At 59.0% G+C, this 23071-nt stretch carries 20 protein-coding genes and 1 pseudogene; 17 read left to right on the forward strand and 4 right to left on the reverse strand.

The window, feature by feature from the left end:
- The first annotated feature begins 84 nt into the window (after positions 1–84).
- The 6 genes from EAV92_RS00635 (at position 85) to EAV92_RS00660 (ending at position 9120) form a co-directional block, all read left to right on the forward strand.
- Entirely contained in the window at positions 85–1245 is a 1161-nt protein-coding gene (locus tag EAV92_RS00635) for a PP2C family protein-serine/threonine phosphatase (protein WP_123039306.1), read from the forward strand.
- Positions 1242–4916, forward strand: coding sequence for a response regulator (locus EAV92_RS00640; RefSeq protein WP_123039307.1), 3675 nt, complete (start codon positions 1242–1244; stop codon positions 4914–4916). Before EAV92_RS00635 ends, EAV92_RS00640 begins: the two co-directional genes overlap by 4 nt.
- Positions 4913–5752, forward strand: a complete 840-nt coding sequence (locus EAV92_RS00645) for a CheR family methyltransferase (RefSeq protein ID WP_123039308.1) — start codon at positions 4913–4915, stop codon at positions 5750–5752. Before EAV92_RS00640 ends, EAV92_RS00645 begins: the two co-directional genes overlap by 4 nt.
- 24 nt (positions 5753–5776) lie before the next feature.
- Positions 5777–7816 (forward strand): response regulator, encoded by a 2040-nt coding sequence (locus EAV92_RS00650; RefSeq protein WP_123039309.1) that lies wholly within the window; start codon positions 5777–5779, stop codon positions 7814–7816.
- Between the two features lie 23 nt (positions 7817–7839).
- Positions 7840–8331, forward strand: coding sequence for a general stress protein (locus EAV92_RS00655; protein ID WP_164472579.1), 492 nt, complete (start codon positions 7840–7842; stop codon positions 8329–8331).
- A 120-nt stretch (positions 8332–8451) separates the two neighbouring features.
- The gene (locus EAV92_RS00660) at positions 8452–9120 is read left to right on the forward strand and encodes a DUF559 domain-containing protein (protein WP_123039310.1); all 669 of its coding nucleotides are present in this window, start codon (positions 8452–8454) and stop codon (positions 9118–9120) included.
- A 289-nt stretch (positions 9121–9409) separates the two neighbouring features.
- On the opposite strand, the gene EAV92_RS24335 is transcribed toward EAV92_RS00660, so the two are convergent.
- A complete protein-coding gene (locus tag EAV92_RS24335) occupies positions 9410–9580 on the reverse strand; it encodes a hypothetical protein (RefSeq protein ID WP_164472580.1) in 171 nt (56 codons plus the stop codon).
- Positions 9581–9783: 203 nt separating this feature from the next.
- On the opposite strand from EAV92_RS24335, the gene EAV92_RS00665 reads away from it, so the two are divergent.
- The 4 genes and pseudogenes from EAV92_RS00665 to EAV92_RS00680 all read left to right on the forward strand — a co-directional run bounded on the left by EAV92_RS00665 (position 9784) and on the right by EAV92_RS00680 (position 11868).
- Complete coding sequence (locus EAV92_RS00665; protein WP_123039311.1) at positions 9784–10104, forward strand: STAS domain-containing protein; 321 nt, start codon at positions 9784–9786, stop codon at positions 10102–10104.
- A 33-nt stretch (positions 10105–10137) separates the two neighbouring features.
- Positions 10138–10578: pseudogene (gene rsbW / locus EAV92_RS00670) on the forward strand (anti-sigma B factor RsbW).
- On the forward strand, positions 10575–11360 hold the full coding sequence (locus EAV92_RS00675) for a sigma-70 family RNA polymerase sigma factor (RefSeq protein WP_420888795.1): 786 nt from the start codon (positions 10575–10577) through the stop codon (positions 11358–11360). Before rsbW ends, EAV92_RS00675 begins: the two are co-directional and overlap by 4 nt.
- 166 nt (positions 11361–11526) lie before the next feature.
- On the forward strand, positions 11527–11868 hold the full coding sequence (locus EAV92_RS00680; RefSeq protein ID WP_123039313.1) for a hypothetical protein: 342 nt from the start codon (positions 11527–11529) through the stop codon (positions 11866–11868).
- 76 nt (positions 11869–11944) lie between these two features.
- On the opposite strand, the gene EAV92_RS00685 is transcribed toward EAV92_RS00680, so the two are convergent.
- Together EAV92_RS00685 and EAV92_RS00690 are read right to left on the reverse strand one after the other, a co-directional pair.
- Complete coding sequence (locus tag EAV92_RS00685) at positions 11945–12451, reverse strand: hypothetical protein (RefSeq protein ID WP_123039314.1); 507 nt, start codon at positions 12449–12451, stop codon at positions 11945–11947.
- Between the two features lie 94 nt (positions 12452–12545).
- On the reverse strand, positions 12546–12869 hold the full coding sequence (locus EAV92_RS00690) for a YtxH domain-containing protein (RefSeq protein ID WP_123039315.1): 324 nt from the start codon (positions 12867–12869) through the stop codon (positions 12546–12548).
- Between the two features lie 227 nt (positions 12870–13096).
- Here EAV92_RS00690 and EAV92_RS00695 point away from each other — a divergent pair, with 227 nt between their 5' ends.
- The 3 genes from EAV92_RS00695 (at position 13097) to EAV92_RS00705 (ending at position 17084) form a co-directional block, all read left to right on the forward strand.
- A complete protein-coding gene (locus tag EAV92_RS00695; RefSeq protein WP_164472581.1) occupies positions 13097–14890 on the forward strand; it encodes a phospholipid carrier-dependent glycosyltransferase in 1794 nt (597 codons plus the stop codon).
- Positions 14891–14944: 54 nt separating this feature from the next.
- Positions 14945–15931: a glycosyltransferase family 2 protein gene (locus EAV92_RS00700; RefSeq protein ID WP_123043489.1), complete on the forward strand. Its 987-nt coding sequence runs from the start codon at positions 14945–14947 to the stop codon at positions 15929–15931.
- A gap of 136 nt (positions 15932–16067) precedes the next feature.
- Positions 16068–17084: an asparaginase gene (locus tag EAV92_RS00705; protein ID WP_164472582.1), complete on the forward strand. Its 1017-nt coding sequence runs from the start codon at positions 16068–16070 to the stop codon at positions 17082–17084.
- Here the strand turns inward: EAV92_RS00705 and EAV92_RS00710 are convergent.
- Positions 17081–17968 (reverse strand): AraC family transcriptional regulator, encoded by an 888-nt coding sequence (locus EAV92_RS00710; protein ID WP_123039318.1) that lies wholly within the window; start codon positions 17966–17968, stop codon positions 17081–17083. The genes EAV92_RS00705 and EAV92_RS00710 overlap by 4 nt on opposite strands.
- A gap of 173 nt (positions 17969–18141) precedes the next feature.
- On the opposite strand from EAV92_RS00710, the gene EAV92_RS00715 reads away from it, so the two are divergent.
- From EAV92_RS00715 to EAV92_RS00730, 4 genes are read left to right on the forward strand one after another with little or no spacing between them, the layout of a single operon-like run.
- Entirely contained in the window at positions 18142–19323 is a 1182-nt protein-coding gene (locus EAV92_RS00715; protein WP_123039319.1) for a galactokinase, read from the forward strand.
- A 1-nt stretch (position 19324) separates the two neighbouring features.
- Positions 19325–20311 (forward strand): UDP-glucose 4-epimerase GalE, encoded by a 987-nt coding sequence (gene galE / locus EAV92_RS00720; RefSeq protein ID WP_123039320.1) that lies wholly within the window; start codon positions 19325–19327, stop codon positions 20309–20311.
- 17 nt (positions 20312–20328) lie between these two features.
- A complete protein-coding gene (locus EAV92_RS00725; protein WP_123039321.1) occupies positions 20329–21936 on the forward strand; it encodes a UDP-glucose--hexose-1-phosphate uridylyltransferase in 1608 nt (535 codons plus the stop codon).
- A 17-nt stretch (positions 21937–21953) separates the two neighbouring features.
- A complete protein-coding gene (locus tag EAV92_RS00730; RefSeq protein WP_123039322.1) occupies positions 21954–22883 on the forward strand; it encodes a hypothetical protein in 930 nt (309 codons plus the stop codon).
- Positions 22884–23071: the final 188 nt, after the last annotated feature.

Below are 23071 nucleotides of genomic sequence, written 5' to 3' on the forward strand. Positions count from 1 at the left end.
CCCATGAACGACTGCCGGGCAACGCAGCGTGAACACCAACATCAGGTTACCTACGGCACATTCCAAGGAGACGATCGAAACCTTATGCGCGTTCTAATCGTGGATGACAATGCCATGAACGTCATGGTGATACAGGAAATGCTCAAACGGGCGGGGTACGCCCAAATCAGCGCCGCCTATTCGGCGGAGGAAATGTTCGAGACGCTTCGGGCGTCGGGCGGTTCGGATTCCTTGCTCGGCACGAAAATCGATTTGATCCTTCTGGACATGATGATGCCCGCGATGGATGGGATCGAAGCCTGCCGGCTGCTGCAGGCGGACAGCCGATTCCGCGACATTCCGGTCATCATGGTGACGGCCATCGGCGACTCCCGCAAGCTGGCAGAGGCGCTGGACGCCGGCGCCATCGATTTCGTGACGAAGCCGATCAACAAAACCGAGCTGCTCGCCCGCATCCGCTCCGCGCTTCGGCTCAAGAGCGAATTGGACTGGCACAAAGAGCGGGACCGCCGCCTGCGCGAGGAGCTCAATTTGGCCCGCCAGGTTCAGGAAGCCGTCTTGCCGGTGGCGACGTCGGAGAACGGCGTTCGCGTCCAAGCTTATTTCCGCGCGTCAGAAGAATTGGCGGGAGACTTGTATGCTTGGCATCGCAGAGGGGAACACCGCTGGGCGCTCGCGGTCATCGACGCGATGGGCCATGGCATCTCTTCTTCGCTGGTCAGCATGTTCGTGGCATCCGTCTTGAAGGAAGCCATGCAAAGCCTCTGGACTCCCGAACGGGTTTTCCGGGAGGTGAACCGCCGCCTGATGGGCCTTCGTCCCGAAAACGAGCTGGTCCAATATTATTGCACCGGCATTTACGTCACGTTGGATTTGGAGAACGGCAAACTCGAATACGCGAACGCGGGCCATCCTCCGGGTTTTCTCTACGCAGACGGCCAGTCCGTCCCGGAACGCTTGAATTCCACCTCCGCTCCTCTCGGGATGTTCGAAACGCTGGAAGTCGTTTCCCGGAGTTTGACGATATCGCCGGGAGATCGGCTTTTCCTGTATACCGACGGAATTTTAGGCCCTTTCGAAGGAGAAGGAGAGGACCAACTCGAGCGGTTTACGGGTTTCTTGCATGAGCAAGGGAGCGACGCGGCCAAGCTGGAGGCCATGATCGAGAGCACCCCGCTGGACGGACGGTCGGATGACCGCTGCCTGGTCAGGGTCGATATCGGAACGGGAGAGATCGGGGAATGAAAATCAAGACGAAGCTGATTGTCGGGTTCGCCGTGATTCTGTTGATTTTGGCCAGCGTCACGGCTTTCGGTTATGTCCGGTTGACCCGAATGGACGACAGCATGAGCTCGTTTTACGATAACCGGTTCCAGAAAGTCCAAATCGTCGTGAACGCGCGCGGGGAAGTGAACGCGGCCAATGCCGTCATTACGGGCATTATCATGGGGACCACGGAACCGAAGAGCGGCGTGAGCGAGATCACCAACCGGCTCACCGCCGCGGCCAAGCAATTTGCGCTGCTGAGCGATTCGCATGCGACGGCGGTCGAAAAGCAAATCATCGAGCAAATCAAGAACAACGCCAAAGGCTACGGCGAATTTCTAAATTCCTTCATGCGGCTTGCGCAGGAAGGCAAAGTCGAAGAGGGCAAGCAGCTCTATGTGTCCAAAGGAATCCCCTCGACCGTGCTAGTCATTAATTCTTTAAACGGATTGATTGTCTACGAACAGCAGACGCTCGAGGAAGAGATGGCGAACACGAAAGCGATGTACAAGGACACGGTGCGCATGGTGGCCGCGCTGACCGTGCTCGGCATCCTGCTTGGACTCGCCGTCCTGCTGTGGGTGCTGCCCCAAATCACGAAAGGCCTTAATCAACTGGGGCGGATGGCCGACCGGTTCTCGAAAGGCAGGCTGAAAGGCTTCGCCCGCATGAATATCCGCGCGAAGGACGAGCTAGGCGACCTGGCCCGCGTTTTCCGCCATATCGCCATGGATTTGCTGGCCAAAAACGAGAAGGAGAACGAATATAACGCGATCCTGCAGCGGCAGGCGCGCAAGGATGCGCAGATGGCGCGCGTGACCGAGCTCTTGCGCCAAACCTCCGACACGGATGCGGTGGCCCAATCGTTCATCGACGAATTCGCTCCGGTCGTCGGGGCGGCTTACGGCGCCGTCTATCTGGTCGACCCGGCTTCCAGGGGCAAAATGCTGCAACTGGCGGGATCCTACGCCGGATCCGGCGACGCCGTCGGAACGACGGCGACCGTTCGACGCGGCGAAGGCTTGGTCGGGCAATGCGCGGCAACGGGCAACGCCATCGTGCTGGACGAGGTGCCTCAGGGATACGTCCGCATCTCCTCCGGACTCGGTTCGTCGGAACCGCGGCAGCTGGCGCTTCAGCCCGTTAAGTTCGACGAGGAGATCATCGGGGTTATCGAATTGGCGGGCACGGAGGCATTCCGGCAAGACGATTTGGAACTGCTGGCGGATTTGGCCGTCCAGTTCGGCACGCTCGTCCAGAATATCCGGTCCCGCCAGCGGGTCGAAGAGCTGCTGAGGGAATCTCAAGCGCAATCCGAAGAGCTGCAGGCGCAATCCGAAGAGCTCATTTCCCAGTCGGAGACGCTGCGCCAAACGAACGACGAGCTGGAGGCGCAGCGCAACGAGCTCAAGCGTTCGGAAGCCCGCCTCCAGCAGCAGCAGGAAGAGCTCGAGCACGCGAACCAGGAGCTGACCGTCAAGACGCAGGCGCTGGAGGAGCATATCGATCGCACGGAAACGCAGAACCGCCAAATCGCGAAAGCGAACGCGGACCTGGAGCGTCAGGCGCTGCAGCTCGCCATGACCGGCAAGTACCGTTCCGAATTCCTCGCCAACATGTCGCATGAGCTGCGGACTCCGCTGAACAGCCTGCTTATCCTCTCCGAATTTTTGGCGGAAAACAAGGAAGGCAACCTGAACGAGAAACAGAAGGAGTACATGAAGACGATCCATTTGTCCGGCACGGATCTGCTCAAGATGATCGACGAAATTCTGGATCTGTCCAAGGTGGACGCCGGCAAAATGGAGATTCACCCCGAATGGACCGTGATCGGCGACATCGCGACCTATTTCGAACACCAATATACCCCCATGGCCCTGCAAAAAGGGCTGACCCTTTCGGTCGACTCGGAAGAGGGAATCCCGCAGGCGATTTGGACGGACGGCCATCGGCTCAAACAGATTCTCCGAAACCTGTTCTCCAACGCGATCAAATTCACGCATGCCGGATCGGTCAGCCTGGCGATCGTGAAGCCGACGGAAGAGGATCTGGCTTCCCTTCCCAAGCGGACGGACGGCGATTACGTCGCCTTCCGGATCTCCGACACGGGCATCGGCATCTCCCCGGAAAAGAGCGAAGTGATTTTCGAAGCATTCCGCCAAGCGGACGGAACGACGAGCCGCAAGTACGGGGGAACCGGCCTGGGGCTCACGATCAGCCGCGAACTGGCGAAGCTGCTGGGCGGCTGGATCCGCTTGGAGACGGAAGCGGGACGGGGCAGCACGTTCACGTTGATTTTGCCGGAACGCGCGCCGGCGTCCGAGGCGGCGAATGCCGAAGCGCCGCATACCGACGTCTATCCGGAAGTCGCGGCGGCCGGCGTCCTGCCCGGAGAATCGGACGCATCCCTGTCGCCCGTTGCCGAGCACGGGAATGAGCCCGTTCCGGATGACGACCGCGATTCGCTGGCCGAGGGCGACCGCGTCCTTCTTATCGTGGAAGATGACATCCATTTCGCCAAAGTGCTGCTCGAAATGGCGAGAACGCGGGGCTTCAAGGGCGTTATCGCCCTGCGCGGCGACGAGGGACTGGAAAGAGCGCGTACGCTGAAGCCCGACGCCATCCTGCTCGACATCCAGCTTCCGGTAACGGACGGATGGTCGATTCTGCATCAATTGAAATTGGACAAGGAGACGCGGCATATCCCGGTACAGGTCATTTCCGTCACGGAGCAGAGCTCCCACGGCCTTCGCATGGGCGCTCTGGACCATTTGAAGAAGCCGGCGACCGCGCAGCAGCTGGAGGAAGTGTTCACCAACATTTCGACGGTGCTCGACCGGAAGCCGAAACGTCTCCTGCTCGTCGAACCGAATCAGGAAGACGTACAGAACCTGACCGAGCTGATCGGACACGACGACGTGCTGGTCGAGGCGGTCTCTTCCGCGGAAGGCGCCTGGGAACAGCTGCAGAACCACGCTTATGACTGTCTCGTGCTAAGCTCCGGCCTGGATGACGGCAGCGGTATCGCATTGATGGAAAAAATCCAGCGGTCGCCGAACCTACATCGCATGCCGGTCATCCTTCACGGCGGAGAAGAAAGCCAAGAAGAGGCGCTTTGGGAATTCCGGAAGTTCGCGGACAAGATCGTCATGAAAGACGTCAAATCTCCCGAGCGCCTGCTGGAAGAGACGGCGTTGTTCCTGCACCGGGTGGAAGCGGAGCTGCCGGAGGAGAAGCGCAGAATGCTCCGCAAGCTTCACCGCCGGGAAGCGCCTTTCGAGAACAAAAAGGTGCTGCTCGTCGATGACGACGTTCGCAACGTATTCGCGCTCTCCAGCGTGCTGGAGCACCGCAAGATGGAAGTCGTGTATGCCGAGAACGGCAAGGACGCGCTGGAGAAATTGGAGGAACATCCGGACGTCGACATCATCCTGATGGATATCATGATGCCGGAAATGGACGGTTACGAGGCCATGACCCGGATTCGGGAAAACGCCGCCTGGAAATCCATCCCCATTATCGCCCTTACGGCGAAAGCCATGAGGGACGACAGAAGCAAGTGCATTGAAGCCGGAGCTTCGGATTACATCACGAAGCCGGTTCATACCGAGCAGCTGCTTTCTCTGATGCGAGTGTGGCTTTATCGATGAATCTTCATAACCCCGTTGACCCGGAGCTCGAAAAGCTGGAAATCAGCCTGCTCCTGGAAGGTATCTTCCGCCAATATGGATATGATTTCCGAAATTACGCCTATACCTCCGTGAAACGGAGGGTCACGCACCGGTTGCAGCTGGAAGGCTTCGACACGGCGACGAGGCTGCTGGACGGCGTCCTTCACGATCCGGAGATGTTCCACCGCCTGCTCGGCGATCTGGTCATCCCCGTGACGGAAATGTTCCGCGATCCCGAAACGTTCCAAGCGTTCCGAGACGGCATCGTGCCGGAGCTTCGCAAGCTGCCGTATGCGAGGATTTGGCATGCCGGCTGCTCGACCGGGGAGGAGCCCTATTCGATGGCGATCCTGCTCGAAGAAGAGGGCTTGCTCGACAAAACCCGGATTTACGGAACGGATATCAGCGAGGGCGCGCTGGAGCAGGCCAAGGACGGTGTCATGCCCCTCGAGAGAATGCAGCTGTATACGCAGAATTACCAAGCTTCGGGCGGCAAGCGGGCGTTCTCCGAATATTACGTTTCGGACCACGGCTTGGTCCTGATGAAGCCTTTTCTGCGCAAAAATATCGTGTTCGCCCGGCATAATCTGGTGACCGACCGTTCGTTTAACGAATTCCAAGTCATCTTCTGCCGGAACGTCATGATCTACTTCGATACGGTCCTGCGCGAGCACGTGCATCGACTGTTCTATGAGAGTCTGGCCGTCGGCGGATTTCTCGTGCTGGGCAACAAAGAATCCATTTCGTTCACGCCGATGGCCGAACGCTACGAAGTGTTTGACGACGCAAACAGGATTTATCGCAAAGTCGTGTGACATGTGAGGAGAGGAGGAGCCTAGTTGTCCGACGTTCAACCGGTGCCGCTGCTTTTGGTCGACGACCACGTCGAGAATCTGTTGGCGCTGGAAGCCGTATTGTCCGCGGAAAATTATCGGCTCGTCCGCGCTGAATCCGGCGAGGAGGCCTTGCGCCACGTGTTGCGCGAAGAATTCGCCGTTATCGTGATGGACGTGCAGATGCCGGGGATGGACGGCTTCGAAACGGCGAGGCTGCTCAAGTCCAGGGAGAAAACGAAGGACGTGCCCATTCTGTTCATTTCCGCGACCAACCGGGAAGCCGTGGACCAATTCCAGGGTTATTCGGCCGGGGCTGTGGATTACCTGGTCAAACCGATCGTTCCCCCGATTTTCAAAGCCAAAATCGCCGCGTTCGTGCGGATGTACCTGAATAACCGGGAGCTGGAGGAAAGGCAGAAGCAGCTCGAACAGCAGAAGGCGGAGCTGGAGTCCGTCAACCGCGAGCTTCTCCGGGTGACCTATGGCCTGACGACCGCGGAAGCGAAGTCCCGGATGATTTTCGATACGTCCATTGACGGCATGTTCATTTTCGACGCGACGGGGAACATTTTGTCCGTGAATCCGGCGATGGAGCGGCTGTTCGGCTACAAAGCGGGCGAGCTGGTCGGTTACCCGGCCGAGAAAATCCTCCCCGCGATCGAGGAAATGCGGGGCCGACGCTTCGAGGGGCGCGGAGAAGCTTTCGAAGTCCCGCCCTTCGTGACCGGCGTGGTGTGCGAAATGACCGCTTGCAAGAAAGGCAACGCCTTGTTCGAGGCCGAAATTCAGCTGGGGGAGTCGGTCATCGACGAACAGCGGTTATACGCCTGCACGGTGCGGGACATCACGGACCGCAAAGGGACGATGCGGCTGCTGACGGAAGCCAAAAACGCGGCCGAAATCGCTTCGCGGGCGAAAAGCGAATTTTTGGCGGTCATGAGCCACGAGATCCGGACCCCGATGAACGGGCTGATCGGGATGAGCGACCTGATGTACGAGACGGCCATGTCGAGGGAGCAGGAAGCCTACGCCCACGCGATTCGTGATAATGCGAACCGTTTGCTCTCGATCATGAACGATATCCTCGATTTCACCAGCATGGAATCCGGCAAAATCGAGCTCGACGAGCAGCCGTTTTCGCTGCGGGAGTGCTTGGCCGACGTCATCGGAAAATTCCGCGAGGAAGCGGAACGCAAAGATTTGGAGCTGGTGTGGGAGCTTGAGGAAGACGTGCCGGAATACGTGGTGGGGGATCCGCACCGATACCGGCAGATTTTGCACCATTTGATCAACAACGCCGTGAAATTCACCGGGTCCGGCGGGGTGTACGTGCTGGTGAGAACGAGGGAAGAGGCGCCGTCGGCACCCGGGGATCCGCCGAAAATCCGCCTGGAGACGACCGTGCAGGATACGGGAGAGGCCATTCCGGAGGAAAAGAGACACCGGCTGTTCATGCCCTTCTCGCAGATGGATTCTTCCATGACGCGCAAGCACGGCGGAACGGGGCTGGGGCTCGCCGTCTGCCAGACGCTGGCCAAGGCGATGGGCGGGGGCGTGCGCCTCGCCTCGCGGGACCGCTCGGGCAACCGGTTCGTCTGCCGGATCAACGTCGCGCCGTTCGAGTGGCCGGCCGAGTTTCCCCGCTTGTCGGCCGCCGCCGGGGCGCTTCGCAGTCAACCCGTTTTGATCGTCGCGCGCGACGCGTTCCGCAGAAGGCTGCTTTCCGCGCTCTCGCGGAAGCTGGGCTTGGCTCCGCTTGGCGCGACGTGCCCGGCGGCTGCTTTGTCGTGGCCGAGCCGCAATAAAGCGTTGCTCGCGATCGTGGACGAATACGCCGACGACGAACGCGAGATCATCCGCCATTGGGGGGAGGAAGGCGTCCGGACGCTGTGTATCCGCGCGTCCGGCGTCTCCGGTCCTTTGCCCGAACCGATGCCCGGATGCGAAATCGTCGAAGGCCCCGTGTCCCTGTCCGGCCTGAAGTCCTTTTTCGGAGAAACGCTCATGGAGAACAGGGTTCAAAGCCGCTCCCGCCGGGTATAGCTGTGATAAAAGGAGTGAGCGAGATGAGCGTCCATATCGGGATTTTCAACAAGGAAGAAGAAGTGGTGGAAGCGATCCGCATGCTTCGCGAAGCAGGCGTCGACCATGACGGCATTCGGGTCATCGTCAAAAACGCGGAAAACGCGCCGCTGATCGCATCCAGTACCGACATCGCGGTAGAGGATCTGACGGACATTGAAGACGCGCGCGACCGGGATACCGGAGTGACGGACGGGCTGCCCATCGGAGTGGTCGGAGTCACCGCCGGCAACCTGGGATCCGGCGCGCCGTTTGCCGGGTATCCGGGGGGCTTCGTCATCGGGGCTTTCGATTGGAATGAGGACAACGGCGACAGGGAGAGAGTGCTGCGCGACGTAGGCGTGCCGGATCACGCGGCGGAACGCTGCGAAGACGAAGTCGGTGCAGGCCGCTACTTGGTGCTGGCCGACACCGAAGAGGACACGAACGCGCCGACGATTCTCCGTCACGCAGGCGCTTCCGACGTGCTGCATTGACGAGTAGTTTGCAACGGAGTTCAAATTTCAATAAAATGGAAAAGACGAAGAACGTCCGGTTCTTTCCCTTCGGGATAGGAGCCAGGACGTTCTTTTATTTTTTCGGGAGGGATGGCGGGAATGAATTTCGAGCAGGCGCATGAAGCTTTTATCACGCATCATCTGCAGAGAAGGACCGGGGAGCGCAGGGGCCGTTTAGAACGGGGGCATCGAGAGGCGGAGAAGTTGTTTTGCGGTAACGTTTGGTGGTCTCTTCGAGGGAATTTTGACAACCTGCATAGGGAATTTGAAGTGCTCGACTGGCGGGGGATGTCCTATTTCTGCGATTTCGCTTGGCTGACGGAGTGGGTAAAGTTGATCATCGAAATCAAAGGTTTCGGTCCGCACGTAAGGGACATGGACAGGCAGAAGTATTGCAACGAACTGAATCGGGAAACCTTTTTAGCCGCCATGGGTTATCAGGTGATTTCGTTTGCGTATGACGACGTCGCTCATCGACCGGAGCTGTGCATCGCCTTGCTGCGTATGATAATCAGCCGTTATCATACGGAATCCTCCCCGGTCACTCTGCAGACCTTGTCCGAGAGAGAAAGCATTCGTTTGGCGTACACACTCGCTCGACCTTTGCGTCCCATCGACATTGAGAACCATCTTAAAGTCAACCATCGTACCGCCGTTCGAACGCTGCAATCGCTTTGCTCCAAAGGCTGGTTTGCTCCCGTTACCGGCGCGGAAGGGAAACATATCGTGCGTTATGAACTTCAACGAACCATAATGCGGCTGCTGTAAAATTCCTGCGATCATGCAGGTTTTTCATTCGGGCGTCGTCCGTCGGGGATCAAAGATGCAAAAGTACATGTTTTTAACAACGGATATCGATATCAGGTTAGATTGGATTTAAATGCCTGCACGATTGCAGGCTTTTCCGTTTATGGGCGAGAAGAGTGGCTAAATACCTGCACAATTGCAGTTTTGGCCGCCGCGTGACAAGCGCGAAAACAAAAACGGATAGAGGCTCGGGCTGGTTGCCGAAGCCTCTATCCGTTTTAACGACACGGTTCGTTCCGATTACGGCGAATCATTTGAACCAAGGGAATACGTATCTTACGATGAAATACAGGATACCGAAGAAGATCACGAGGTAGGCCGCGTATTTGATGAAAGTCGACAATACGAGGCTGGAATCCGATTTTTCCTCCACGCGGCGTTCTTCGATATCGACGTCATGGTCCACGTCACGGTAGCTCATGGGAAAGCCTCCCTTCAAGGATGTCGGCCAAGGCGCGGTGCCTAGTGCCTACTTACCACGTTTTACCCGAACGGCCGATTGCATGAAACGCCGGAGAAAATAAACCCGGGAAGCCTGTTTCGTTCCCGGAAGTTTCGGGTTATAACTTCATTAGAGCCTTTATTTCTCCAATACCGTTTTGACGACCCGAAAGGAGCTTTGAGATGCTGCCGAACAAATTTACGCTCCGGACCGAAAATCGGGAAGGACGCACGATCGTTTATGTCGGGGGTGAACTCGATCTTGAGGTAGCCTCCCAAATGAGGGCGGCGATGGAACCTCTGATGGAGCTTTCCGACCGCCGGCTCACCTTGAATTTGCGCGACCTCAAATATATTGACAGCACCGGCATCGGGATTTTGATTTCCGTCCTGAAGGCCCGGCATTCCCGTAACGCGCCGTTTGACGTGGAGCATGTTCCAGGACATATCCGCAAGCTGTTCGATATGACCGGGATCACTCCGTTCCTGGCTGCCGCCGAATAAACCAAAATCGGAAAGGAATGTGAGGAACCCCACATGGCCAAAGACAGACAAGTGACGTTGTCGGTTCCCGCCCAAGCGGAATTCGTCGATTTGATCCGTTTGACGCTGTACGGAATCGCAAGCAAAATGAAATTCTCTTTCGAAGAGATTGAAGATATGAAGGTCGCCGTGTCCGAGGCCGTCAACAACGCCGTTTTGCATGCCTACGGCGGAGAAGACGGGGTCATCGACGTGACCTTTGCCGTCACCTAGGAGGAGCTGGCGATCAACGTGCGAGACCACGGTGTGAGCTTCACTCCCGCGGATAACCAAGAATCGGCGTCCCTTCATGGCAAGTCGATTGACGAAATCCAGTCGGGCGGATTGGGACTGTATTTAATGCAAGCATTGATGGACCACGTCGAAGTGAAGCAAGTCGGCGGGACATCGGTGACTCTGGTCAAGAAACGCGCGCGCTCGGAAGAGACGGCGTGACGATGTCCTTACCACCCGCGCGTTTGCCCGACGACGCGATTTCCATGCTGATCGAATATCAAAGGACGATGTCCAACGAATTGGCGGAAGAGCTGATCAGGCACTATGAACCGATGGTCCGGATGGCCGCGAACAAGATGTCGCGCAACCGGCCCGATCTGTTCGACGATCTTTATCAAGTAGGCCAAATGTCGTTGTTCCGTCTGCTGAAGCAGTTCGATCCCGAAATGGGAATGCCGTTCGAACCTTATGCGATGAAAAGCATCATCGGACACATGAAGAACTACTTGCGGGACAAGTCCTGGTACGTGCAGGTGCCCCGCAGAATCAAGGAAAAAGGCTTGGTCGTACAACAAGCGATCGACGAATTGACCGTTTCCCTCGAACGATCCCCGAACGTGGAAGAAATCGCCGCGCACCTGGGGCTGGAGCTGGAGGAAACCCTCGAAATTCTGGCCGGGCGCGACTTGTACCATTACGTCTCCCTTGATACTCCGATCTCGGACGAGGAGAACACGGCGGTGCTCGGCGAGCTGATCGGCTCCCCTACGGACGATTACGCAGCGCTCGAAAGGAAGCTGGACCTGCAGGAAGCCATGTCGGAGCTGAAAGCGGAAGAGAGGGAAGTGCTTCTGCTCGTCTTCGAAGGCGGATTGTCGCAGCGAACGATCGCCGAACGGCTCGGCGTTTCCCAGATGAGCGTCTCCCGGATCCAGAAACGGGCGATCGACAAGCTGAAACAGCTGCTCACCGAGAAAGACGGGGAATACGACGCCTTATAACCTGCCATCATCCGTAACCTCCGCTTTCGCGCGGAGGTTTTTTCTGAATTTTCCGGCGAGATTAAGGAAACTCTCATCCGCGCCGGATCCCGCTTTCGTTTCATCGTCCGCTCCAAGGTGTAATAGTCTGTACGGCAATACACCCTAGCCAAAGGAGTTGGACACGATGACGGTGAAATATCGAATCCGTTGCGCAGAGAGCGATATTTTTGTCCTCGAGAAGGAAAGCGGGTTTCACCTCACCATCGGCGCCCGGGTGAATCCGCTCAGCTTCGGAAACAAGCTTGCCGAATTCGAATCTCTCGGACAAGCCGTGGACGCGGCCGAGCACTTTTGCAAGCTGTATGCGCTTTCCAAAGAGTACGGCTATCATTTGCAAAACTCGGATCTCCGCAAGGAAGGGAAAAATCCGATCCCCGTGCCGAAGCTGCTCGGCCTCAAGCTGTCGCAAGATGAGATCAAGACGTACCTGGAACAAGACGAGCTGCTGTTCGGCGCGCATGGTTAAAAAAACGAAATTAAACCCTACAAAAAACCTCCGATCCTCGGATCGGAGGTTTCGTTTGTCAACGCGCGTGCCGCTTTCAGTGCTGGATCGGGTCCGAGACGAGGCCTTCCTGCCGGAGCTCTTGTCCGGTTTTCACGCGCTGCATGTCTTGGCCGAGCCGTTTCGCGTCCTCGAAATCCTGCACCATGGAGCCGTTAGCGGCACTTGCGACCGAACGCGTCGTCTGGGGAATCGGTTTGCGGTCGGAGTCTCGGTCCGGAGAGTAGGAACGGGCGTGGATCGCTTCGATTCGCGACCGGAGGGCGATCAGCCGCCGCTTCGCGGATTCGCGGACGTGTTCGGGAACTTCCGAGTCCGATACTCCGTCGAAGAAGGAAGTTTCGCCGTCCAGCCGCAAGGTGCCGTCCTGTTCCTCGAAAGGAACCTGGAAAACGTACGTCGTTCCGCCGCCGAATTCCAGCTCGGTGCGGTACGTGGAGTAATGCACCGCGGAATCCCGCACGAATCCCGCTTGGGACAGGGCCTCCTTGAAGGCGGCGGCGGGGGCGCTCAAGGTCAGGTTCGTATTCGGCATCATTTGCATCTGTCATTCTCCCTTCTTCGTTTCCAGCAAGAGGGGCCAGCCGCCGGCCTTTGCAGGTCGGGGTGGCCCATCTGTGAGAGATTACGGCGAACGGTCAGTTCACGTTTTTCTGCTGGTCGGCGTTTTGGCTTTTCCAGGTTTGCACTTCTTCTTTGGCGGCGCCGACGGCGGTTTTGGTTTTGTCCATCAGGTCCGTCGCTTGCTGGCCTACCTGTTTGGCCATGCTCTGGGCTTTCCCCGCGGCGCTGGCAGCCACTTGTTTCGTTTTGTCCTGTACGTCCATATAGCGGTTTTTCAGGTCGGAACGAAGCTCGCGTCCCGGCTTGGGTGCGAACAGCAGCCCGGCTGCCGCTCCGATGAGACCTCCGATCAGGACGCCTTTCGTCAGACCGCCTTTGCTTCCGGCGTTTTCATTCATGGGAATTCCTCCTTCATGGTTTTCAAGTAAGCGAAGACTGCAGTGAGGTACGTACTTTCCTTTACCCGTCCCTCATGAAATGAAACCCGCCCTTTCCCGAGGGAGCGCTTTCGTCTACAATAGGAAAAGATAAAATGCGGGCTGCGCCCGCTATGCCCGGAAGGCCGGCCAAGGGACGCCCCGCGTCTTGCGATCGGCCTTCCGGCAGGAGAGGGAGACGGACGGAAATGGATTTGTCGAACAGCTTGAGATCTTCGCCGGTGTCTTTCGGCGGGGGATCGGGGTCCGGCAGGGAGAGCCGGAAATGGACAAGGCTGGATTTGGTTTTGGTCTTGTTGTTGATGTTGGTTTCGGCCGTCATGTCCCTCTGGGATCTTGGCAACCGAACGGGCGCCCAGACCTATTGGAAGCCCAGCGTCAGCGGGGAAGGCTTCACCGTCGACTTCGGCAAGGAGCGGGCGGTGGACAGGCTGAACTTGTACGAAGGGCCCGGGGCTCACGGCAGAACGAAAATCGAATGGTCCGCCGACGGGCAGAATTGGGAGCTCTACGCGGAAATCGAACACAAGCACAATCGCGTGTTCACCTGGAAGTCGGAAAATAAATCCATTACGGCGCGCTACATGCGCTTCACCGCCGTCAGCACCGGTTATACGCTGTACGAGGCGGCGTTTTTCACCAAAACGGTCACGACGGTGGCCATTCCGATCGCGCAAGTGACGGACAACGGCAAAGCGGGTTCCGCCACGGTCGGAAGCGGCCTGAACGTCTTCGACGAGCAGGAATACGCGCCGTATCGCCCCGATTACCGCAACAGCATGTATTTCGACGAGATTTACCACGGCAGGACGGCTTATGAATTCATCGAGAAAATGGAGCCGTACGAGAACACCCATCCTCCGCTCGGCAAGGTCATTCTGGAGCTGGGGATCCGTTTGTTCGGCATGACGCCCTACGGTTGGCGGTTTATGGTTGCCGTGGGGGGAACCTTGATGGTACCGGTGATGTACGCGGCTGCCAAAGGGATGTTCGGCCGCACGAGATACGCGTTCCTGGCCGCGCTGCTGCTCGTCCTCGAGGGTTTCCATTTCGTGCACTCCCGCATCACCAACGTCGACATTTTCGGCGTCACCTTTACGGTCGTCATGTACTACGCGATGCACCGGTACGGGGAAACCGTCTGGCGGGACGGCTTCAAACGCGGGCTCGGTTGGCTCGCGCTCAGCGGCGTTTTCTTCGGATGCGCATCGTCGGTAAAGTGGAATTATATGTACGGAGGCGCGGGACTGGCGATCCTGTTCTTCCTGGCCTTATTCCGGAAAATCCGCCAGTCCAGGTCGGAAGGACAGCGGCGCGTCGTCCGGCGGACACTGCTTACGCTGCTCGCGGCCGCCGTCTTCTTCGTTGCCGTTCCGGCTTCCATTTACGTGGCCTCCTACATCCCTTACGAGCGTGCTACGCAAGCGAATGACGGTATAAAGGACCTTTGGCAGTACCAGAAGAACATGTACAACTATCACAAAGGCGTCAAGGAAGCGCACCCCTATGCGTCCAAGTGGTATACGTGGCCTTTGATGCTGCGGCCCGTCTGGTATTACGGCGGCCAGGACCTGGCGCCGGGAGAGGCGCAAAGCATCGCGGCGATCGGGAATCCGCTCATTTGGTGGGGCGGTTTGCTGGCGATGCTGGCTTCGTGGTGGATCGGATGGCGGAGGCGGGATCGAATCGTGCTGACGATCGCGGTCATGTATCTGTCCTTCTACGTCCCCTGGATGGTGGCGCCTCGGAGCATCACGTTTCTGTATCACTACTTCCCGATGGTGCCGCTGCTCATCCTGTCCCTCGTATGGATGATGCGTTGGTGGGAAGAGCGCTATCGGGACGGCCGCAGGCTGACGACTGCCGCGGTCGTCGCGGCCGCAGGACTGTTCGTTTGGTTTTATCCGGTGCTGGCCGGCGTGATGATCAGCCGGGAATGGATGAACCTGTTCATCCGTTGGCTGCCCAGCTGGGGATTTTAACGGCATCTTAGAGACATGAAGAATTCGGATTCGGGCATGAAAGGGGTGACGGACATGGGTGGAGCATGCTTCCTGTCCGTAGTCATACCAATGTATAACGAAGAAGAGGTCATCGAAACGACGTACCGTCGGTTGACCTCGGTCTTGGGAACGATAGGAGAGACCTACGAGCTCGTATTCGTCAACGACGGCAGCCGGGACCGGACCGCGGAAATCATGAGGGGAATATGCGAAGTCGACCCGCATGTAAAAATGGTCGATTTCTCGCGCAACTTCGGGCACCAGATCGCGGTAACCGCCGGCATGGATTACGCGTCGGGACGCACGGTCGTGCTGATCGACGCCGACTTGCAGGACCCGCCGGAAATCATCCCGGAAATGGTGAACCGCTGGCGCGAAGGGTACGACGTCGTCTATGGGAGACGCATCGCGAGGCGCGGAGAAACTTGGTTCAAAAAGCTGACGGCGACGATGTTTTACCGGCTGCTCCGTTCGATGACTTCGGTCAGCATCCCCGTCGACACGGGCGATTTCCGGCTGATGGACCGCAAGGTCAGCGATACGCTGTCCTCGATGCGCGAGCGAAGCCGTTATATCCGCGGAATGGTGAGCTGGGCGGGCTTCCGCCAAACCTCCGTCGATTACGTGAGGGAAGAACGGTTCGCCGGCGAAACGAAATACCCGCTGAGGAAAATGCTCCGCCTGTCGGCCGACGCCATCACTTCCTTCTCGACGAAGCCGCTCAAACTGGCCGGCGTTCTCGGCTTCCTGCTGTCGGCTGCCGGCTTCGTGTACTTGCTCGTCGTGCTGTATCAACGGCTGTTCACGCATTCAACCCAGCCGGGGTGGAGTTCGCTAATCGTCATCAGCCTCTTCTTCCACGGCATCACGCTGTCGCTGCTCGGCGTGATGGGCGAATACATCGGCCGGATTTATGAAGAATCCAAAGGAAGGCCGCTTTATGTCGTGTCGGAGGCCGTCAACTTCGAAGGCGCCGCACAAGAAAGCAGACAAGCAGAACCGGCGATCGTTCGCCGTTAATCGAAGGCCGTCCCCGGCTGCGCAGGCGAGGGGGCAGCTTTTCGTTTGGCGTCCAAGCCGCCGGAATTGCGGAAGCCGCCGATTTGGTGCATATTCAGGAGAGCACGATATTTCAGCAGATGCGGAGACGGTTCAAATGGATCAAATGATAGGGAAAATCGGGGATGTCCCGTTAGTCGGCGTTACGAGGGCGGGGCTGGTGGAGAACGTACACCGGGGAAGAATTTGCGTCGTTTCCGCCGACGGCGGCAAGGTGATCGAGGCGCACGGCGACGTAGAGGCCAAGACGTACGTCCGGTCGACCGCGAAGCCCTTGCAAGCGATCGCATCGCTGCTGGGCGGCGTGGACCGGGCATGCGGTTGGGAGGATCGCCATCTCGCGATGATGGCGGCATCGCAGCGGGGCTATCCGGAGCAAATGGAAGCGCTGGGGGAAATGCTGTCGTCCTCCGGCGTGCCGGAAGAGGCGCTGGCATTCCATCCTTACAAGCCGACGGCTTCCGGGCCGCGCGATGAATGGGCGAAAGAAGGCGGCAAGCCGAGAAAGCTGTATCATACGTGCGCGGGCAAGCATCTGGGCATGCTGGCGTGGTGCCGTTTGAACGGTTGGCCGCTTGCCGGCTACACGGAGCCGGACCACCCTTCCCAGCAGGAAATTACGCGCCGCGTGCTGGCTTGGACGGGAACGGACGAATCGGACAGCGCGATCGGCCGTGACGGCTGCGGTTTGCCGGTAGCGGCCATTCCGATGAGCCGAATCGCGCTGGGCTACGCGCGGCTGGCCTGCCCGGACGCGGCGCCCGATCCGGACGCGGCGCAAGCGGCTTCGAGGGTGGCGGCCGCGATGAACCGTTATCCGGACTTGGTCGAAGGACCGGGACGGCTGGCCAGCCTGCTGCTCCGGGATCCGAACGTCGTCGCCAAAAGCGGCGCGCAAGGGCTGTTCGCCATCGGCCTGCGGCGCGAAAGGCTCGGAATCGCGATCCACGTTTCGGACGGGACCGAAGCGGCTTGGCCCTATATCGTCATGAGCTTGCTGGAGCGCTACGGAGGCGTTGAAGAGGCGACGATGTCCGCCCTGACGTCGAGATTTCCCGCGGCACTCATGAACGATGCCGGCGCGATCGCCGGGACCTGGAAACCGCTCGTCTAATCGGCGGATGCCGAGGGGGAAGACGGTTCGAACCGGTTCACGGCTGCTCGGTATTCGGTAGGGGACTGCCCATACCGGCGTTTGAACTGCTTAGAGAAATACAAGGGATCCGGGAATCCGGCGGAGGAGGCGACCTGCTCGATCGTCAATTCGGGCCTTTCGCGCAGCAGCCTTCTCCCTTGGTCGATCCGGTGCCGGGTCAGGAACGTGGCGGGCGACAGGCCCGTCTTTGCTTTAAACAACCGGGACAAGTACGCCCGGTTGTAGCCGAGCGTTTCGGCCATGCCTTCGATCGTCACGGGCTCGGCGTATTGCGCGGTCAAATACCCGATGATCTGCCCGACCAATTCCTCGCTGTGGGAAGAGGGGCGAAGCGGGGCGGGGACGGATTCGTCCGCCCGTTCCTGCAGCGCGGACAGGAGCAGCAGCAGATGGCCTGCCGCTTCCAGAGACGCCGCTCGGCTTCTCGCCAGGAAGGCGTCGTAGATGCTTCGGCAGCGTTCCCCCGGCACCCGGCTCGCCCCGGTCCTTGCCACGGGGTTCCCGGCGGCCAGGCCGGTCGTTTGCACCAAAGCAGACGCGTGCGTGCCGGCGAATGCCACCCACCGGTAGCGCCAGGGCTCTTCTTCGTCCGAAGCGTAGCTGGCCAATTGATTGGGAGGGATCAGGAACGTATCTCCCGCCCCCAATTCGGCTTCGAAATCCTCCAGCCGGAATCGTCCTTTGCCGGAAGTCACATGGTGCAGCAAATAATAATCGACGACTTTCGGGCCGACGCGATGTCCCGGCTTCGTCTGGCTCTCTCCGGCAAACAACACCGTCAGCTCCCCCGGCTCCACGCTGACGGGGTTGGAAACGACTCGGTACGTGGGCGTTTTCGGCATGGCGTTCCCTCCGCTTCATGACTCCCATTGTAACATTTCTACTGCGAATCCGCCCGCCATGAAGTCACATTTCTCCATGCGAACGACACTTCACGCCATTTTGGGCATCAGAGGCTTTCTTATATACTCATAGATAGAATCGTAACTATTCGAGAAACGAAGGTGGCCTACCGATGGCGAAACTCGCACAATTGAAATCATTGTTCTTGGAGCAGTTCGGCGGCAAGGAATCCGATATTTCCTTCTTTCAGGCGCCCGGAAGGGTCAATCTGATCGGCGAGCACACCGACTATAACGGCGGCTCCGTGTTCCCGGCGGCTTTGACGTTCGGCACGACTCTCCTGGTTTCCCCGCGCGAGGACGGCAAGCTTCTGTTCGCTTCGACGAATTTCCCTATTACCCGGGAAATTGCGACCGGCTCGCTCGCGTTCGACGAGGCGGACGACTGGACGAATTACCCCAAAGGAATCGTGTGGGAACTGGCGCAGCGCGGCATCCCGCTGTCGAGGGGCTACAATTTCCTCTACCATGGCGAGATCCCGAACGGAGCCGGCTTGTCGTCTTCCGCTTCGATCGAGGTCGTCACCGCCTTCGCGCTGCTGACTTTGGAAGGAAGAGAGACGGATACCGTCGAAATTTCCTTATGGTCGCAGCATGCCGAAAACGAATTCGTCGGCGTGAAATGCGGCATCATGGACCAATTCGCGGTCGCCAACGGCAAGAAGGACCATGCGATCCTGCTGGATTGCGACACGCTTCGTTACGAGCTCGTTCCGTTCCGCACGGGGGATAACAAGCTGGTCATCGGCAACACGAACAAACGCCGCGGCCTGGTCGATTCCAAATACAACGAGCGCCGCTCCCAATGCGAGCAGGCCGTCCGCGACCTGCGCCAGGCGTTCCCGGAGCTTCAACTGCTCGGGCAGCTCACGCTGCCCCAGTACCGCGAGAACGAAGGGCTCATCCAGGACGAGACGGTACGCCGGCGCGCGCGGCACGTCGTCGAGGAGATCGACCGGGTTTCCCGTTCGATGGAAGTGCTGAAGCAAGGGGACTTGGCCGCGTTCGGACAGCTCATGAACGCTTCGCACGACTCGCTGCGGGACTTGTACGAAGTAACCGGCGACGAGCTCGACGCCATGGTGTCCGCGGCCCGCGAAGTGCCCGGCGTGCTCGGTTCGCGCATGACGGGCGCCGGCTTCGGCGGCTGCACGATTTCCTTGGTCCATGGCGATTCCGTGGACCGGTTTATCGAAGAGGTAGGGAAGAAATACGAATCCGCCACCGGCCTGCATCCTGATTTCTACGTCTGCGACATCGGCGACGGCGTGCGGCAATTGAAGGAGGAAGCGTAACATGGCGGTATTGGTCACGGGCGGGGCGGGGTACATCGGCTCCCATACGGTAGCCGCGCTTTTGGAGAAAGGCGAACAGGTCGTCGTCGTCGACAACCTGTACCAAGGCCATCGGGAAGCGGTGCTCGGAGGCAAGCTGTACGAGGGCGATTTGCGCGACGAGGCTTTCCTGTCCCGCGTATTCGAGGAGAACGAAATCGACGGCGTCATCCACTTCGCCGCGAACTCCCTCGTCGGAGAGAGCATGAAGGACCCGGGCAAATACTATCACAACAACGTTTACGGTACGCTGTGCCTGCTGGAGCAGATGAAGAAATCCGGCGTTTCGCGCATCGTGTTTTCGTCGACGGCCGCAACTTACGGCGAGCCGGAGCGGGTACCGATCGACGAGTACGACCGGACGGTGCCGACGAACGCGTACGGCGAAACGAAGCTGGCCATGGAGAATATGATCCGCTGGTTCGACGTCGCCCACGGAATCCGCTCGGTGTCCCTGCGTTACTTCAATGCGGCCGGCGCCCACGACAGCGGCAGGATCGGCGAAGATCATCAGCCGGAAAGCCACCTCATCCCGCTCGTGCTTCAGGTGGCGCTCGGACAGCGGGAAACGATCTCGGTGTTCGGCGAAGACTACCCGACGGACGACGGGACCTGCGTCCGGGATTACATCCATGTCAGCGATTTGGCGGACGCGCACATCCTGGCTCTTAAACGGCTCCGCGATGGCGGCGGCAGCGCGATCTACAACCTGGGCAGCGGCAAAGGCTACTCCGTCAAACAGGTGGTCGAGGTCGCGCGCGAAGTGACCGGACATCCGATTCCGGTTTCGATGGAAGCCCGGCGCGCCGGAGATCCCGCGGTACTGGTCGCTTCGTCGGACAGGGCCCGCAGAGAACTCGGCTGGAAGCCGGCCCGCGAACGGCTCGAAGAGATCATCGCCAGCGCATGGCGCTGGCATAGCAGCCATCCGCACGGTTACGAAAATTGATCGGAGGATCGCGCAACATGCCTGACAACGAGAGAATAACGGATGCTTCGTCACCCTTCCGCATCAGCGCGAGTATCGACCGTTTGGTCGCTTTCGCGCTGGACCGCGGGCTGATCGAACCGCTCGACGAGGAAGCCGCCCGTAACGCGCTGCTCGATTTGTTCCGGTTGAACGGACCGGAAACTCCGGCGAAGGAAAGCGCGGAAACCGAGGGCGGATCGCTTTCGCTGCCGGAAAGTCCTGTTCCGCTGCTCGAACCGCTGCTTGATGCAGCCGTCCGCTTGGGTCTGATCCCGGACGACACGCTGACGTTCAAGGACCTGTTCGACGCCCGGATCATGGGATTGTTGATGCCGAGGCCTTCCGAGACGTTCAAGCTGTTCCGCGAGCGGAAAGAGCGAATGGGCATGCAGGAGGCGACGGACTGGTTCTACCGCCTGAACATCGACGTGAACTACATTCGGATGGACCGGATCAAGAAAAACGGCTACTGGCGCCACCCGACCGTAGACGGCGAACTGGAAATCACGGTAAACCTGTCCAAGCCGGAGAAGGACCCGCGGGAAATCGCGCTTCTGAAGACGCTGCCCCAAGCCCATTACCCGAAGTGCCTGCTCTGCAAGGAAAACGTCGGCTATGCCGGCCGTCCCGACCACCCCGCGCGGCAAAACCTGCGGATCCTGCCGCTGACGCTGCAAGGGGAGCCGTGGTATTTCCAATACTCGCCGTACGTGTACTATAATGAACACAGCATTGTATTCCGCGGCGAACATGTGCCGATGAAAATATCCCCGGAGACGTTCGCCCGGCTGCTCGATTTCGTCGAACAGTTTCCGCACTATTTCATCGGCTCCAACGCGGATCTGCCCATCGTCGGCGGGTCCATCCTGAACCACGACCATTTCCAAGCCGGCCGGCACGTGTTTCCGATGGAAACCGCGGCGGTCGCCGAATGGTTCACGGTTCGGGGCGAACCGGCGGTGAAGGCGGGGATCGTCCGTTGGCCGCTGTCCGTCCTTCGCGTGCGTTCCTCGGATCGCGAAGCCTTGCTCCGCGTTTGCGGAAACGTACTCGCGCAGTGGCGCGGCTACTCCGATCCGTCGGCGGATATCGCCGCTTATACGGAAGGCACGCCTCACAACACGATCACGCCGATCGCGCGTCTTCTGGATGACGGGGAATACGAGATGGATCTCGTGCTCCGCAACAACCGGACGAGCGAGGAGCATCCCGACGGCATCTTTCACCCGCATCGGGAGCTGCATCACATCAAGAAGGAAAACATCGGCTTAATCGAAGTGATGGGACTCGCGGTGCTGCCCGGACGTCTGCAGGACGAATTGGCGGCGATCGGCGCTATCCTGAGCGGCAAGACCGCTTACGATCCGGCCGCTTTGGCCGAAGCCGGGCATCCGTTGAACAAGCATGCGCCTTGGATTTCCGAACTCGTCTCCCAGCACGGAGTCGCCGTCGCGCCGGACCGGGCGGCCGCGATTCTGCGGGAGGCCGTGGGAGATAAATTCCACGCGGTGCTGGCGGACGCCGGAGTATTCAAGGCGGACGGCGCGGGCGAAGCGGCGTTCCGCAGGTTTCTCGAAGCATCTGCAATTCTAGCGTCTTCTTAAAATGGAGGAGTGAGCGTATGGCAGCGGTATTGACGGAAGTCATTCAGCACGAGCGTTGGGGACGCTGCGTTTCGATCCGTAACGGCAGCTTGGAGATTCTCGCGACATTGGATTTCGGACCCCGGATCATCCATTTGTCTTCCGCGGGCGGCACCAATTTGTTCTTCGAGGATTCGGAAAGCAAAATCGCCCAAACGAGCGCGGACTTCGACGTCGTCGGAGGCGGAGCGTGGAACATTTACGGCGGCCATCGCCTTTGGACGAGTCCGGAGCGCATTCCGCGCACGACGTACCCCGACAACAACCCGGTGGAATGGGAGAAGATCGGGGACAACGGCATCCGGCTGCGCGCTCCGCAGGAGCGTTGGAATCAGGTCACCAAAGTAATCGAGCTGACCGTGGACGCGGACGGCTCTACCGTCCGGCTGGTTCACCGCGTGACGAACAACGGTCCTTGGCCGATCACGTTCGCGCCGTGGGCGCTCTCCGTCATGGGTGGCGGAGGCCGCGCCGTCGTGCCGATGGCCGGCACCGACACGGGACTGCTGCCGAACCGCCGGTTCATTCACTGGCCTTACAACCGGCTGAACGATCCGCGCGTCCGGTTTACCGAAACGGAACTGGTCGTCGATCAGGGAGAAGGCCCGACGCCTTACAAAATCGGGACGGACAACGAAGCGGGCTGGGCGGCTTACAGCAATCATGGCGATACCTTCATCAAACGTTACCGTCCGGTTCCGGGCGGCGTTTATCCGGACTTCGGCGTTTCTTTCGAGATGTACACGAACAGCTTCATGCTGGAACTTGAAACGCTCGGGGAGCTGCGGGAAGTCGAATCGGGCGATGCGGTCGTCCACGAGGAAACGTGGCAAGTGGTCGCCGGCCTGGATTTGAAGCAAGGAAACCCGGAGGATGCCGTATCCTTGTTGAAGCCTTACGTGAAGTAACTGTTTCTCGGTATCCCTTCGGCTCAGAATGGGGAAGGCGATCGCACCTTTTGCGGAATAACACGGGTTTTGCGTATTATCGAATGCTTTTCGGTATCGCGCGGCTTAATAACACGTGTTTTGCGTGTTACGCAGGTCAGTCCCGCAATATGCAGCACTTTAACACGCGTTTTACGCATTACGGCAAG

This window comes from Cohnella candidum (assembly GCF_003713065.1).
GTDB lineage: Bacteria > Bacillota > Bacilli > Paenibacillales > Paenibacillaceae > Cohnella > Cohnella candidum.